3 protein-coding genes are annotated in these 16,181 nt (G+C 41.6%); all 3 read left to right on the forward strand.

Going from position 1 to position 16,181, the window contains the following annotated elements; translation table 11 throughout:
* Positions 1-7: 7 nt before the first annotated feature.
* The 3 genes from J8L97_RS17845 (at position 8) to J8L97_RS17855 (ending at position 16,179) form a co-directional block, all read left to right on the forward strand.
* The gene (locus J8L97_RS17845; protein WP_211051880.1) at positions 8-6,568 is read left to right on the forward strand and encodes a non-ribosomal peptide synthetase; all 6,561 of its coding nucleotides are present in this window, start codon (positions 8-10) and stop codon (positions 6,566-6,568) included.
* A gap of 63 nt (positions 6,569-6,631) precedes the next feature.
* On the forward strand, positions 6,632-15,241 hold the full coding sequence (locus J8L97_RS17850) for a non-ribosomal peptide synthetase (RefSeq protein ID WP_211051881.1): 8,610 nt from the start codon (positions 6,632-6,634) through the stop codon (positions 15,239-15,241).
* Positions 15,241-16,179 (forward strand): TauD/TfdA family dioxygenase, encoded by a 939-nt coding sequence (locus J8L97_RS17855; protein WP_211051882.1) that lies wholly within the window; start codon positions 15,241-15,243, stop codon positions 16,177-16,179. The genes J8L97_RS17850 and J8L97_RS17855 overlap by 1 nt, the downstream gene beginning before the upstream one ends.
* Positions 16,180-16,181: the final 2 nt, after the last annotated feature.

A 16,181-nucleotide genomic window follows, 5' to 3' on the forward strand; every position in this document is an offset into this window, starting at 1 on the left:
TAAAATCATGAGTGAAGTGAATGTCCGCTTTAGTCAGCAATTAGGGATTAAGCAGCTATTTGAGCATGCCAGCATTCGCCGTTTAGCAACTTATATTACGCAAACAACCCCAGCCGATGGCAATATGCAGATCATCCCAGTAGAACGCAATATAAAAGCGTTCGCGTTATCATACGCCCAGCAGAGGCTTTGGTTCATTGAGCAGTTAGTTGCCCAGCAAAGTTCTCAATTTAATATGCCAATGGCCGTGCGTATACGCGGTGATTTAGATATTGCAGTACTGAAACAATCCCTTGATGCCGTACTTGCTCGACATGAAGTATTGCGGTCCGTTTATCGGCAGGACTCTGCAGGAAAACCACAACAAATTGTATTGTCGGAGTCTTCAGTCATATTACCAGTGGTAAAGATCACCGGCAGTGAACAAGAAAAGATCAACATGGCAAACATTCAAGTTGCAAAACAAGCAAAGCAGCCATTTAATTTAACTCAAGATTCTATGCTTAGAGCCCAGTTAATACAGCTAGAATCAAATGATCATGTCTTATCTTTGGTTGTTCATCACATTGCATCTGATGGCTGGTCTCTTTCTATTTTGTTACAAGACTTGATTACGTACTATGATGCGATTAGTGGTTCTTATACACCAAACATTGCCCCCTTACCTGTTCAATATATTGACTATGCAAATTGGCAAAGAAATTACTTAAAAGGAGATAAGCTTGAAAATGGACTGGATTTTTGGTTAGCGCATTTAGATGGCGCTCCACCATTGCATAGCATTCCTTTAGATCAAGGCCGAGAGCAAGGGGAGTTTAGTGGTGCGCGGGTTGATGGCACTTTAGTATTATCGCAATTCGAGCAGTTAAAAAAAATAGCTCATCAGCAAAGCTGTACGGTATTTATGTTGTTGCAAACTGCATTTGCAGTGACTGTGGGGCGCTTTAGTAATGAGCAAGATGTGGTTATGGGGATGCCGGCGGTGAACCGCAATCATAAATCATGTCACAATTTAATAGGGTTATTTTTAAATACATTGGTTATTCGCACGCAGTATGATGGTTCTGAACGCTTTATTGAACTGCTGCAACGTATGAAATGCACTCATATGGATATTCATACTCATAGCGACGTGCCATTTGAATTATTAGTTGAGCATTTAAACCCAGATAGATCATTAACCCATGCACCCGTTTTTCAGCTGTTTATTAACATGGGGAATAACGAGAGTGTACCAAGCTCACAATCAGAGCTCAGGGTCAGTGGGTTTGGTGAGCAACATGAATTAGACAGTAAATATGATATTACTTTGTATTTAAGAGAGTCAACATCTGGGCTTAAGTATGTATTTGCCTACAACGCGGCGCTATTTAGTGACGATACAATTAAGTCATTGGCTCAAGAGTTTCATGCATTGCTTTTGCAAGTTGCGGCCCAACCAGAATTGACTATTGCCCAATTTAACTGGTCACAAGCGGCAGATGTGTGCCGTGTTATTCAAAAAGAAGCAATGCCAACAAATACCATTCATGCGTTGTTTGAACAAGGGTTGACTCAGCATACAAGGTTACCTGAGCTTATCACAAGTGAGCAACGCGTGAGTTTTGAGCAACTGAATAAAAAAGCAAACATTCTGGCATATTACCTTATTAATGAGAAGTCAGTGTCAAAAGGACAAACGATAGGTATTTATTGTCAACGCAGTGCATTACGGATAGTCGCCATGTTAGCTACTCTTAAAGCAGGGGCAACTTTGGTGCCAATGTCTACTGAGCTTCCTATTGCACGGCTACAGTTGCAGGCTGAAGATGCAAATATTGTCCTGTTACTACATGATGGTAGCTTGCTTTCGTCATGTTTTAGCCAATCAAAATTTAATCTGGCAGATCCATCTCATACTCGGCGATTGAATGACAGTTGCAGCGATAACCCAAATATAAACATAACGGGTGATGATATCGCTCATATTATTTATACATCAGGCTCGACAGGCAAACCTAAGGGTGTACGCGGTACACATAGATCCGCTGTAAATCGGGTACATTGGATGCTGACACGCTTTCCTATGTCGGTGGATGAAGTGTCAGTCATGATGACTTCGATGGCATTTATTCGTGGCATGTGGGAGTTTTATACCGCGTTGGCTGCAATGCGCCCTGTTGTTTTGCTAAGGCGTGAGCAGGTCAAAGATGCAAACTTATTTGTTAATGCAATTGGACAGTTCAATATTTCTCGTATTGTGACGACCCCTTCTCATTTACACAGTTTAGTTAATGCGTCATCAAAGTATAAATCCGTATTATCAAACCTGAGATATTGGTTTATCAGTGGCGAAGCTTTGACGCTCGATCTTGCATTGGAGTCTACACAATGGCTGACTAATGTTGATTTTTATAATCTATATGGTTCAACGGAAGTCATGTCTGATGTGCTCTATAGTAATGTGCGTGACGATGTCGCCAATGGCAGAATTTCGCTCGGTACAGCTATCACAAATAACCGAGTTTTCTTAGTTGATAAACAAAATCAGCCTGTTCCTGTAGGTGCGGTGGGAGAGCTGCTTGTTGTGGGTGAAAACGTAGCTGCAGGGTACTTAAATCGTCCAGAGCACAGTGCCACTGTATTTACGCGTTATTTAGGCGAACAGGCTTATCGCACCGGTGACTTAGGAAAGCACTCGGTTGACGGCAGCATGACTTACCTTGGTCGGAAAGATAACCAGGTAAAAATCCGAGGTTATCGGATTGAAGTGAACGAAATTTCACAAGCGCTACGCCAAGCGCCGGATGTAATGGACGCAATAGTGTTAGCGAAACACGACCAACAAGGGCACATTCAGTTGGTTGCGTATTTAAATATTGGTGACCACGTATTGAGTACGCAACGCATCGATGAAATAAAATTAAATTTAATTGATACCTTACCAGAATATATGGTCCCAGCATATTTTGTGACGGTGACAAAATGGCCATTATCAGTTAATGGCAAATTACAGCATAGCGCATTGCCTGAACCAAGTTATCAAAGTGGCGCTAGTCATGCTGTGCCAAGTAACGTTATTGAAGAAAAATTACTCGTTATTTGGCAGGAGCTACTGAACGTTGTAGAGATCAGTACGACGGATAACTTCTTTTCGTTGGGAGGGCATTCATTATTAGCAACCCGTTTAGTGAGCCAAATAGATGCTGTATTTGGGCGAACAATAGCGCTAAAAGCGGTATTTGAAAATAACAACATTCAGCAGTTGGCGCGCTATATTGAAGCCCACGTTGAGTCACTTTCACATGAATACACCCAAGTGTCAAAAGGTGAAGTGATCCCGTTAAGTTATGCGCAGCAGCGATTATGGTTCGTGGAACAGGTTAGTCCGAGTAATCAATATAATATGCCGTTGGCGTTTAAGGTTAAAGGTGCGTTTGACTTAGAAGTTGCTACTCAAGTGCTCAATTATTTGGTTCAGCGTCATAATATCTTACAGACGCGATATAAGTTCGATGGTCAAAATGCGTATCAAGAGGTGTGTCGTGATTTTCAAATAGACATTGGCATTTCAGACCTCAGCTGCTTTGAAGGGGATGAGAAACAGGCAAGTATTAATAGACAACTGAATGATTTTTACCAAGCTATATTTAAGTTGGATGAACGGCCTCCATTTAATATTCATTTTATTAATGTCGCCCCGCACGATGGTATATTGCTCTTTAATCTCCATCATATCGCAGCTGATGCTTGGTCATTGGGGATTCTCATGCGTGAGTTTGTTCAATGTTATGATTCGTTTAAAATTGGCGGAACGCCTGAATTACCTGCGCTGACAATTCAATATAGCGATTTTGCATACCATCAACGGCAACGTTTGAACGATAACTATTTATCAGAACAGCTGGCGTTTTGGCGGTCTCAATTGCAAGATGTACCGAGTATTCACAGCTTGCCACTGGATAGAGCGCGTCCAGAAAATCGCAAGCAGTTAGGTGCTGTGTTTACCTCAAAGCTGCCCTCAGAGTTGGTGTTAAAATTACAAAATGTTGCACAACAACATGAAGTATCTATGTACATGTTACTTCATGCGTCTTTGGCATTGTTAGTGAGTAAGCTGAGCAATCAGCAAGACATTGTTATTGGATGTCCTATTGCAAATCGCACTGATGTAAAAACAGAGTCGTTGATTGGTTTATTTGTTAATACGCTAATATTGCGTACGCAGGTTCAACATCGCTGTTTTGATGATTTTCTAAGTCATGTGCGAGAGGTGAACTTGAACGCTCACGCGCACCAAGATGTCCCTTTTGAGCAACTTGTTGATCAATGCAAAGTGCTGCGTACTGCCAGTCACACACCCTTGGTCCAAATAGTGTTAAATATGAATAACCTTGGTCAAGAAGTGAAACAAATAGAGGGCATAGCGTTTTCTCCGTTGGAAGACACTGAGGTCGTTGCTAAAACGGACCTTAATTTAGGCGTTATGTTTGCGCCCGGGCACATAAGTATTAATTGGACGTATGATGTTGCATTGTTCGATGAAAGTACAATTAATAAGTTTTCAATTTACTTTAGTCGGATTTTGGATCAGGTCGTTAAAAAACCTGACGTTAAGCTAAGTGATATTAGCTTATTGGACTATGCAGAGCGCGAAGCTTTAATGGCACGCAGTTGTGGAAAATTATCGAAACCACAACAATTTAGTCAAATCCATCATATGTTGGAATATCAAGCAGAACAGAGCCCACAAGCTATTGCACTGGTATGCGATGAAGCTCGTTATAGCTATCAAGCGCTCAACCATGCTGTGAATCAACTTTCACACTACTTATTAAACCTAGGATTGCCAACACAGAGTGCAGTAGGGGTTTGTATGGAGCGCAGCAGTGATATGGTTATAGCAATGTATGCGATTGCCAAAGCAGGTTTGATATTTACCCCATTGGATCCAGAGCAGCCAGCAGGCCGTAGAGCCTTTATTATTAATAACACTAAACTTAAGTTGGTTTTGAGTCATGAGCAATTTGAATCGGTACTCAGCCAAGAAGGTATAGAAGCGATAAGCTATCTTGATGCCCAAGAAACGCATCAGGCAGTGACGCAGTATGAGATAACTAACCCTATCCTCAACGAACAGATTACGAATCTAGCTTATATTATGTACACATCTGGATCTAGTGGTGAGCCAAAAGGTGTCCAGATTGAGCATCAGCAAATCATAGCATCAACACAAAGTCGTTTAGAGGCTTACCGTGAACCTGCCGGGCGGTTTCTATCATTGTCTTCTATTTACTTCGATTCCTGCTTGTTGGGGATTTTTGGCGTGATAGCCCAAGGCGGAGAGCTGCATATTGTTAAGGATAGTGACGTCGTGGATATTTCGACGATCTATGGTTACCTCATGGAGCATGATATTACGCATTTAGCGATTTTGCCGACAATGTACCGTTCATTGTTACAGTATGCCAACTTATTCGCGAGTGCTCCGAGTTGCTTAGGCACAGTGATCACCGGTGGTGAAGGTGTTGAACGTGATTTACAACAGCTGCATTTCAATAGTGACTGGAGCAAAGCGGCTCGTTTTTACAATGAATATGGGCCGACAGAAGCAACGGTTTGGAGTAGTTACTATGAAATTGATGCTGATGACCAATATCGAGTGGCTCCAATCGGTCGTGCAGCTGGGCATGTGAATCTCTATGTACTTGACCAGAGTGGACATTTAGTGCCACAAGGGTGCGAAGGTGAGTTGTATATTGGTGGTCAAGGGTTAGCCAGAGGTTATGTAAATAATGCAAGCTTAACCACTGCAAGCTTTATTGAGTCGTCATTGTTTACGGGCCATCAAGAGCGTTTATATAAAACTGGCGACATTGTACGTTATAACAACCGTGGCAATTTAGAATTTATTGGCCGAAAAGATAATCAGGTGAAAATTCGTGGTTATCGTGTTGAGCTCAATGAAATTGAGCAACAGATCCAACACCATCCAGATGTGCTTGATTGTGTGGCGAAGGTATGGGAAGCGCCAGAAGGCAGTAAAATCCTCATAGCGTATGTGTGTGTGCGAGATGGTCAAACGGTTAGTACGCTTATTTCTCAGATAAAGTCACAACTTTTGCGGACATTACCTGCTTATATGCAGCCTAACGCCATCACTGACATCGCGCATATTCCAGTTAACCGTAATGGCAAAGTGGATAGACAAGCCTTACCCAAACCAAACTTGGCAACATTGGTTGGTGAGTACATAGCACCTGACAATAATACTCAAATAGAAGTTGCTAGAATTTGGGCCGAATTATTGCACTTAAATGTCGAGGAAATCAGTGTTACTGCTGAGTTTTTCGAACTAGGGGGGCATTCATTATTGGCCGTGCAAGTTGTTACCAAAATTAACGAAACCTTCCACATTGACTTGTCTATAAAAGCAATTTTCAATGCGCCGGTACTTCGTGATTTAGCTCATCAAATTGATGAGCAGCTTAAATTCGATGACGACGAGTTAGCATCGGCAGAAGCTGAATTAGCAGATATGACCGATGAAGAAATAGAAAAGCTATATCAAGAGCTTTGTGACGAATAAGACAAAGGACTAAATCGCGTAATTACGCAGGTTCGGTGAATAACAAAAGTAGGTATAATAAAAATGGATATTGACAACACACCTTTATTGACAGAGAAAAACCGAAAACGAGCAGAGCTAGTTAAAAAGTTGGCACAGAAAAAACGCCAGCAAAAGTTGGCTAATAAACAGCGGAAAATAGCCCGACGTCCAGAAGAGGTCGACACGCTCCCTCTATCATTTGCTCAAAAGCGATTGTGGTTTTTAGATAAGCTCTCGGATCAGGGTTCTGAGTATAACATTTCCGGTGGTTTTACTATTACTGGCAATTTTGATCTCGCGATTGCAGAAACGGCACTTGAACAAATTATTCGTCGTCACGAAGTGTTGAGAACCGTCTATAGCGAATCTGATATCGGCCCAGTCCAGCGTGTGAAAGCAGACGCTAAATTTACGATTAAAATACTCGATCACAGCCAAATCAATGAGGTTGACCAAGTGAATTTAGTCGAGGAATTAACCCATCAAGAATGCTCTAAGCCATTTGATTTAAGATGTGACCTTATGATTCGGGCTAGTTATATCTCTTTGCCGAGGCAAGGAGGTCAAGCACATGGTGTATTACTTTTTAGTATGCATCATATTGCGTCTGATGGCTGGTCAATGGAGATAGTAACACGAGAATTTGTAGCTGAATATCAAGCGCTTGTTAATCAAGTGGAGGTATCCGTTACTGAGCCTGAAATCCAATATGGTGATTTTTCTTTGTGGCAACAAGAGCATTTGGATGAGCATGCATTACAGCAGCAAGTTAAATTTTGGCAATGTCAATTAGAAGATGTACCGGCTGTGCATAATCTCCCTCTAGACAATCCTAGGCCGGAGTTTAAAAACTTCCAAGGTGAGCGGTTATTGCGAACTCTTGATTCTGCCTTCAGTTCAAAAGCACTTGCCTTTGCAAAGCGTCAAGGGCTGACGCCATTTATGTTAGTGCATGCGGTGCTTACATTGGTTATGAGTCGTTGTAGTAACCAATCTGAATTTATCATCGGTATGCCAGCAGCAAATCGTATGAAATCGGAGTTGCAAAATGTTGTTGGTTTTTTCGTTAACACGCTTGTATTAAAAGCGAGTATCAGCGCTGATAGTATTGATGCGTTCCTAGAGCATATTAAAACGGTGAATTTAGATGCACAATCTAACCAAGATGTCCCTTTTGAACAAGTTGTAGAGCACTGTGTAACGTCAAGAAGTGGTCAGTACACTCCGTTGTTTCAAATACTCTTGAGTACCAGTAATGGTGACTCGCCAAGATTATCGTTGCCTGGTATTCACCTTGCAGCAGTTGAGCATAAAGATGTGGTCGCAAAATTTGATATAGACATAAATGTGACGCTCAATGATAAAGGCGGACAAATCAATTGGGTCTACAATAGTGAGATTTTTAACTCAGACACGATTACTCAATTTGCCGAGTATATGGAATGTGCATGGGCTTCTTTACTCACCTGCATCGATACTAGCCAATCATTAAGTCAGATAAATATGTTGAGTGACGTGCAGCTTGCATCGATAGTAAAGGCACCCGAACAGCTTTGTGAAATACACCCACTAAGTGATCAGGTTCACCTTCATTTTAGTGCTTTGGCCCAACGCTTAGCGTCTGAAACAGCTGTAGTGACACCGAGTAAAACGATAAATTATGAACAACTAGAACATATTGCAACTTGCATGGCTTTGCATTTGCAAGAACTTGGCGTCAAAAGCGGAGACGTAGTTGCTGTCATGATGGCAAGGGATGAGTATTTGATCGCAAGTATACTGGGTATAATGAAGCTGGGCGCTGCATATTTACCAGTGTCACCAACCCTACCAGAGACGCGGCTTAAATATATTATTGAAGATGCAGGCGTATCATTAGTGGTCACTTCAGAGCCTTTTGATCTTAAGTTAAGTGATGGCGCTTACGTGAGATCGCTGTGTGTTGATGAGGTATGTTATAGGGAGATACTAAGTCACTACGTGACACAAGGGTTTGTTCCTAATTATGAACAAAGCGACCAAATGGCGTGTTATGTCATTTATACCTCCGGTTCCACAGGCAACCCTAAAGGCGTCGAGATCTCACATCGCAGTGCACTACAGTTTGGGTTATACATGGGGGAGCGATTTGGAATAAGTACATGCAGTAAGATATTACAGTTTGCAACAATCAGTTTTGACGCCTTTATTATGGAGTGGCAATGGGCATTGTTAAATGGGGGAACTTTGTATTTTTGCACGGAGCAAAGTAAAACTGAGCCAATGCTACTTGCCAAATTTATTCAACAGCAGCAAATCACACATACTTTACTCCCACCGGCATTTTTGCGTCATTTGCCTAGGCATGACGATTATCACTTTGAGGCATTATTGGTTGGGGGGGAAGCATGTGATGAAAGTTTATCGAATCAATGGGCAAAGCACTATCCGATGTACAATGCATATGGACCCACGGAGTCTACGGTTTGCGCGAGTATTGCTAAGTTATGTCCTCAGCAAGCCATTACAATAGGCAAACCTATTGATAAAACACACATGTATGTATTGAGTCCAGATGGACAACTATTACCACCAGGCTTTATTGGAGAATTAGTCATTGCGGGTGAAGGACTTGCGTTGGGTTATTTAAATAACCCCGAACTCACTCAGCAGCGCTTTGTGGAAAGTCCACTTGGTCTAGGAACATGGTATTTTACTGGTGATATTGTTCGCCAAAATATACAAGGCGAATTTGAGTACTTTGGACGAAGTGATGATCAGGTGAGTATCAAAGGCTTTCGCGTTGAATTAGGGGAAATAAAACAGAAGTTACTTGCAAATAGTGGTGTTACGGCTGCTGAAGTAATCGTTAAATCACCTTCTGCAGGACAAAAGAAGTTACTTGCTTATATCATTGCAAATAAAACAGCCGGCCTGTCGAGCAACGAACTTATACAGTCTTTAAAACGTGCCCTGAAATCGCAATTACCAGATTATATGATCCCCGCAGGGTTTGCAGTATTAGAAGCATATCCAATGACAAATAGTGGAAAAATTGATAAGCAGGCATTGCCTGAAATCGACGTGTTGACTTATCAAGAGACATATCAAGCCCCAAGTAACGCGCAAGAAGAAGTATTGACGGAGATTTATGCTCAGTTACTTGGCTTACCAAAAGATAAACTCAGTGTAACCAGTAATTTTTTTGAGCTTGGGGGAGACTCAATTTTGTCAATACAGTTAGTATCACGAGCTGCTAGAGCAGGATTACACTTTTCAGTTAAACAGTTATTTTCACATCAAACAATACAAGCATTGGCGGTGCACTTATCGACGACAAAAACACACCACGTGTCACAACAGGCAAGTGAAGGACAATTACCATTGTTGCCGATTCATCAGACGTTCTTTGCTGATAAGACTGATTTACACCACTTTAACCAAGCGGTGATGCTAGGATGTCATACTCCCCTGACGATGGGGTTCTTAACGCAAGTGATAGCAACACTAGTTGCGCAGCACGATGCGCTGCGCTTACATTTTAAACAAGACGGTGAAAAATGGTATGGGGAGTTTAGTGCGTTATCCGAGTTCGATATTGATCAAGTGTTGAGCCAAATTGACGTTAATGACTTTTCGCATATTCCAGATTTAGTACAAGAGATACAACAAAGTTTAGATATTACAGCTGGGCCTCTATTTCGGTTGGTATTGTTTCGTCAATCAAATCAACAGCGGCTCTTTATTGTGTGCCATCATCTAATTATTGATGGTGTTTCGTGGCGGATATTATTAGAAGACTTTGAACATTGCTTGACGCAAGTTAACTTAACCGATGTGCAGACCGAGTTATCACTGGGTTTAAAAACAAATTCATATCAGCAGTGGTGTGAATACTTAAATCGTTGGCCTAATGCAGCCTCAAGAGATGAAGAGATTGCATACTGGCGCTCGAGTCTCACGCATGATGTGCCTACTTACAGTGAAGCAAAGCAAGCGCAAGCTTTTATCAGTGCTGAGTATGTGGGTACTTTACAATTTGCATTAAGTCAAAGTATTACAGAGCAATTGCTGCAAAAAGCGAATATACCTTATCGCACGCAAATAAACGAACTATTGTTAGCAGCGCTAGTACGTGGTTTTAGTCTCTGGTCTGGGCATTCGAATTTGCGCCTTGATTTAGAAGGTCATGGTCGAGAAGAGCTGAGTAGTGACTACGATTTAAGCCGTACGCTTGGTTGGTTCACAACAACGTTCCCACTGACTTTAAAGGCATCGAACGATAGTTTAGAAGCATTAATTTGTGCAGTCAAAGAGCAATATAGAGCGATACCAAATAAAGGAATTGGCTTTGGCTTGTTACGTGAAGCAGGGCACCTTATAGAGGCGGAAAGTGTTCATTCAGAAGTTGTATTTAACTATTTAGGCCAGTTTAAGCAGGTAATTAATGATACTTCGACATTATTCGGTGTTGAAGAAGGAACTGGGCAAGCGATAAGTGCGAAGAGAAAGCTGATACATGGGCTAAATTTCAACGGTAAAATTCTTGCTGAGCAATTGCAATTCACTTTAAGCTACGACAAGAAAAACTATGACCGTTCAGCATTAGAGCGGTTGAATCAACTGATTGTTACGAGCCTTGAAGAAATTGTTGCTCACTGTTGTGAGCTTGATATAGGAGTATTCACTCCATCAGATTTTCCTCTCGCAATTTTAGCGCCTGATGAAGTTAAGTGTTGGACGCGAGATATAACAGTACAAGATATTTACGCCGCAACACCTATGCAAGAGGGAATGTTATTTCACAGTAATTTAGAGCGTTCTGCTTATGCTAATCAGCTAGTAATGGACATTGAAGGTGAGGTCGATTTAATTCATCTACGAGCGGCATGGCAAGCAATAATTGATAGATACGACATTTTTCGCACAGGTTTCATGGCATCTGAATTAGGAGCGATGAACCAAGTGGTGTCTCCCCAGGTAATATTGCCATGGCAAGAGTTAGATTTGAGCAATTTAGATGATGCTGAACAGCAAACACTCATGAATCAAATGCGCTCAGAAGATAAGGTTGCTGGATTTAATTTAGCGCAACCACCCCTCGTTAGGGTCACTGTATGGCACTTAGGCGTTAATCATTATCGATTACTTTGGACCCAGCATCATGCTCTTATTGATGGTTGGTGCTCCGGTATTGTTTTTTCTGAACTCATGGCGATTTATCAAGCTATAAGCTGTGATGTAGAACCTAAGTTACCCCGAGTTACGCCATACAAGCACTATATAAAATGGTTACAAAGTAAAGATTACGCAAAAGCAGAGCAATTTTGGCAAGCTCAAGTAGGCTCCATATCGCAGCGGAGTGTCCTGCCATTTTCTCGTAGGTTAGAAAAAGCGCCAGAGGTAGCCAGAGAGTATTTGGTCTTGTCGCAATCACAAACTGAGGCTTTAACACATTTAGCAAAGCAAACGAGAACAACGTTAAATGTTGTACTTCAGGCTGCGTGGGCTATTTTGCTTAGCCGTGCAAACCGCACTGAAACGGTGACGTTTGGTACGACGGTTTCTGGGCGCCCCGCGGACTTAGAAGGAGTCGAGTCTATGGTTGGGTTGTTTATTAATACGATTCCAGCGGTCGTTACTGTTGATGGCAAGGCAAGCGTCTGTGAATTGCTTACTCAGCTCCAACAAGGTTATATCGACAGAGATGAATTTAGTTATTATCCGTTATCGAAAATACAAAAATTATCACAGGAACATACTCAGCAAGGTTTATTTGATAGCTTATTTGTTTTTGAAAATTATCCTAGATCATTGACTGAACCTGAGAGTAAAAAATCACAAGGTTTGCAAGTTAAAAATATAGAGTCTCAGCAAGGTAATAATTTTCCTTTGTCTCTAATTGCATCGCACAGCGACGTGCTTAAGGTGAAGCTTGAATACCATAGTAACTATTACTCTCAATACGGTATTGAGCAGTTAAGTACTGCTTTGTCTGAAATATTACAAGCAATGGCCGTGGGCTCTGATGAGCCTGTCGCTGAACTGTGCTGGCTATCACCGGCGCAGAAGGAGGTACTACTGACTCGCAGTGGTTATGACCGGCAAACATCTATGTTGCCTAGTTTTGTCGAGACAGTTAATCAGCAGATAGCGGCTCACCCTTGTTTGGAAGCGGTATTTTGTGATGGACAAAGTACGACGTATCGTCAGCTGAATGACACGGCTAACGATATTGCTCATTTGTTGACTACCAATGGAATCGTGAAAGGAAGTAAAGTTGGTATATGCCTTGAAAAAAGCACATACTTTTTGGCGACGATACTTGCGACTTTTAGAGTTGGAGCTGCATTTGTACCATTGGAAAAAGCGTGGCCAGTTCAGCGAATAGAATACATCGCTAATGATGCTAAACTCTGTGTGATTGTAACTGACAGAAGTACGGCAAATAGCCCCACAGGGTCAATTAAAGCGGTACATTTAGGAGAGCTACGTCAACAAGAACATACGTATGACATGATACCATCAGAAAGTGATACAGCCTATATCATTTACACTTCAGGGACCACTGGTAATCCCAAAGGTGTCGCTGTGAGTCATGGAAATATAAGTCATTATGTTCAAGGTATTTTATCGCGTCATTATATTACTGAGCATGCAAAATACGTCATGTTAACTTCCTTTGCCACAGATTTGGGCTACACCAGTTTATTTTTGTCGCTGGCCACTGCCGGCAGCTTAGATATTACCAGTGATGAGTTAATAAAAAGTGGTGAAGCGTTTACGAGTCACATTAATACTCGAGGTATTAATGTTTTAAAAACTACGCCAAGTCTACTCGCAGCTTTGTTAGTACATTATGAAGGAGAATTAGTTTCTCTATCTCATGTATTTGTTGGCGGAGAAACCATACAGGCAGATGCGCAACGCGCGATTTCAGACCTTGTGGGTAAAGGTATCACGGTCATCAATCATTATGGCCCAACTGAAACAACAATTGGCGCATGTACTTACACAATTGCAAATGCACAAGCAGCACCTATCCCGATAGGTAGGCCAATTGCAGGCATGCAGGCCTGTGTTGTTGATGAGGATGGCCATTTAGTTCCAGATGGTATTGTCGGTGAACTTTTTTTATCGGGAGTAGGTGTTAGCCAAGGTTATATAGCACAACCGACATTAACAAAAGCGGTGTTTACACCCGATCCATTTGCAACATCATCATTGGCACGTCGTTATGCAACGGGTGATTTAGTGTATAGGAATGAAGCCGGTGAATTGGTGTACATCGGACGCAAAGATAATCAAGTGAAGGTACGAGGGTTTCGAGTTGAATTGGAGGAGGTGGAATCGACATTATTACGTTCGTCAAATGTCGATGTGGCTGTTGCTTTGCTAAATGCAGAAGGAAGTTTAGTCGCCTATGTCAAACTTCGAGAGAATACTGATAATAACAAGCGACAACTTGAATTAACTCAGTTGTTGCACCAATGGCTACCAGAGCATATGGTGCCAAGTTTTATCGTACCAATAGAAGAGGTACCTCTAAAAGCGAATGGCAAAATTGATAAAGGGGCGCTACCTAGCATTCAAAAGAATGAAAAAAGGCAGTTAGCTGAAACTCAACTAGAGCAACAAATAGCACAGATATGGGCTCAATATCTGGGATGTGATGCTAAAACGATAGGAACAAATGATAACTTTTATGAATTGGGGGGAGATTCACTAAAAATGATTTTGGTGATTGGCCAGTTTAAAAAGGTAGGCATCAAAATAACAGCGCAGCAGATGGCGAAAATAGACACAATTGCGGGGGTGGTTTCTTTACTAGAAGCACACAGTGAACCTCAGCTTCCAGGATCTGTTGTGACATTGAGCCAGACGGCAAATGAAATCATTTTTGCCGTGCACCCTTACGGCGGACGTGTTGATAATTATCGTCAACTGGCTGAACAATTACACCCAGATTACCAATTACTCGGGTTACAAGCACCTTATAATTACTCATCAGACTATCGTTTTAATTCTGCGCAGCAACTCGCTGAGCTATATGTACAACATATCCTGCAAACCCAAAAGCAAGGACCATATAGAATAATTGGCTGGTCGGCTGGAGGGACACTCGCTCATTTAATTGCATCGTTGTTACAGGAACGAGGAGAACATGTGGCATACCTTGGTTTACTTGATGCGGCACCTGTGGGGGTGGCACGGTCAGTAAAAACAGACAAGGAATATTTACTGAATAGTGCGCGTTATGTTGATAGAGGAATAGTCAGTAAGCTAGGCGATGCAAATGAGTATGCCTATGACGAACTCATGGCTGCTATTACAGAGTCTGTTTTCACAGATCTACCAGATTTTCCAATGACACGCACCGAACTTAATGCTGCTTTACAATTTGGTGTTGATTTAGGTCGAGGTTTAGCGATGGCTCCGGCAATCAGTAAATCGTTAGATGCAGAAGTAGCCGTATTTAAAGCGATGAACACAGACAAAGAACAACTCTGTAACAGCAAAGTCGCGACTGCCTTTTCAAACAAAGCGCGCATTTTCGAGTTTGACGCTACACACGCAAGTTTATTAGAGGGTAAGACAGTAGTAGAAATTACTAATGTGATAAAACGCAGTCTTAGGCACGAAAAGAATAAAATTGAAGGAGTAATAAAGTGATGTTAGAGACAAAGCCACTTCCTGAGGTACATAATCGTAAGATCTTATTAGAGGTTGACACGTCAGGTATGAAATCTGTCGACTGGGCCGCTGAGTATAAGGCACAGATTAATCAATTATTGGATGAACACGGTATTTTATTAATACGAGGATTGAAAGTCGTTAGTAGCAAACAGTTTGGTCAATTACTAAGCACTTTGTTTGATAGCGAACTTGCATCTTATCAATACCGATCGACACCAAGGACTGAGCTGAGGGGAAATGTTTATACGGCAACGGAATATCATCATGATGAGGTTATCCCACAACATAATGAATGCTCTTACGCTAACAAGTGGCCTTCAAAGCTAGGCTTTTTCTGTATGCTGCCGGCGCCAGAAGGGGGCGCAACTCCGCTCGCTGATAGTCGTGCTGTTTATGACAAAATTCCCGAATCTATTCGATCACAATTCGAAGCTAAAAAGATAATGTACGTTCGTAACTATAGTGATATTGATTTACCTTGGACGGAAGTATTTCAAACAGATAAAAAAGAAGATGTCGAAAAGTTTTGCAATGAGAATGGATTTGAATTTGAGTGGCGTGGTGATGAACTAAGAACCAAACAAGTTAATCAATCAGCTATTGAGCATCCATTACATGGCTTTAAAGTATGGTTCAATCAAGCACATTTATTTCATGTATCTAGCTTAGATCCTGAAACGAAACAAAGCTTTTTATCTATGTTTGGAAATGAAGGGCTACCGAGAAATACGTATTTTGGTGATGGTACAGAGATCCCCGAAAAGGACTTGGCTAAAATTCGTGAAATCTATGATCAGGAAATGTTTCATTTCTCTTGGCTAAAAGGGGATGTTTTATTAGTAGACAATTTACGTTTTACTCATGGACGTCAACCTTATGAAGGTGCGAGAAAAGTACTCGTCGGTATGGCGTAAAT

Source organism: Pseudoalteromonas sp. MMG012, assembly GCF_018100875.1.
Classification (GTDB): domain Bacteria; phylum Pseudomonadota; class Gammaproteobacteria; order Enterobacterales; family Alteromonadaceae; genus Pseudoalteromonas; species Pseudoalteromonas aurantia.

Bases quoted from the DNA above. Each gene is read 5' to 3' on its own strand.
- J8L97_RS17845 (WP_211051880.1), top strand. From the start codon at position 8: ATGAGTGAAGTGAATGTCCGCTTTAGTCAGCAATTAGGGATTAAGCAG.
- J8L97_RS17850 (WP_211051881.1), top strand. From the start codon at position 6,632: ATGGATATTGACAACACACCTTTATTGACAGAGAAAAACCGAAAACGA.
- J8L97_RS17855 (WP_211051882.1), top strand. From the start codon at position 15,241: ATGTTAGAGACAAAGCCACTTCCTGAGGTACATAATCGTAAGATCTTA.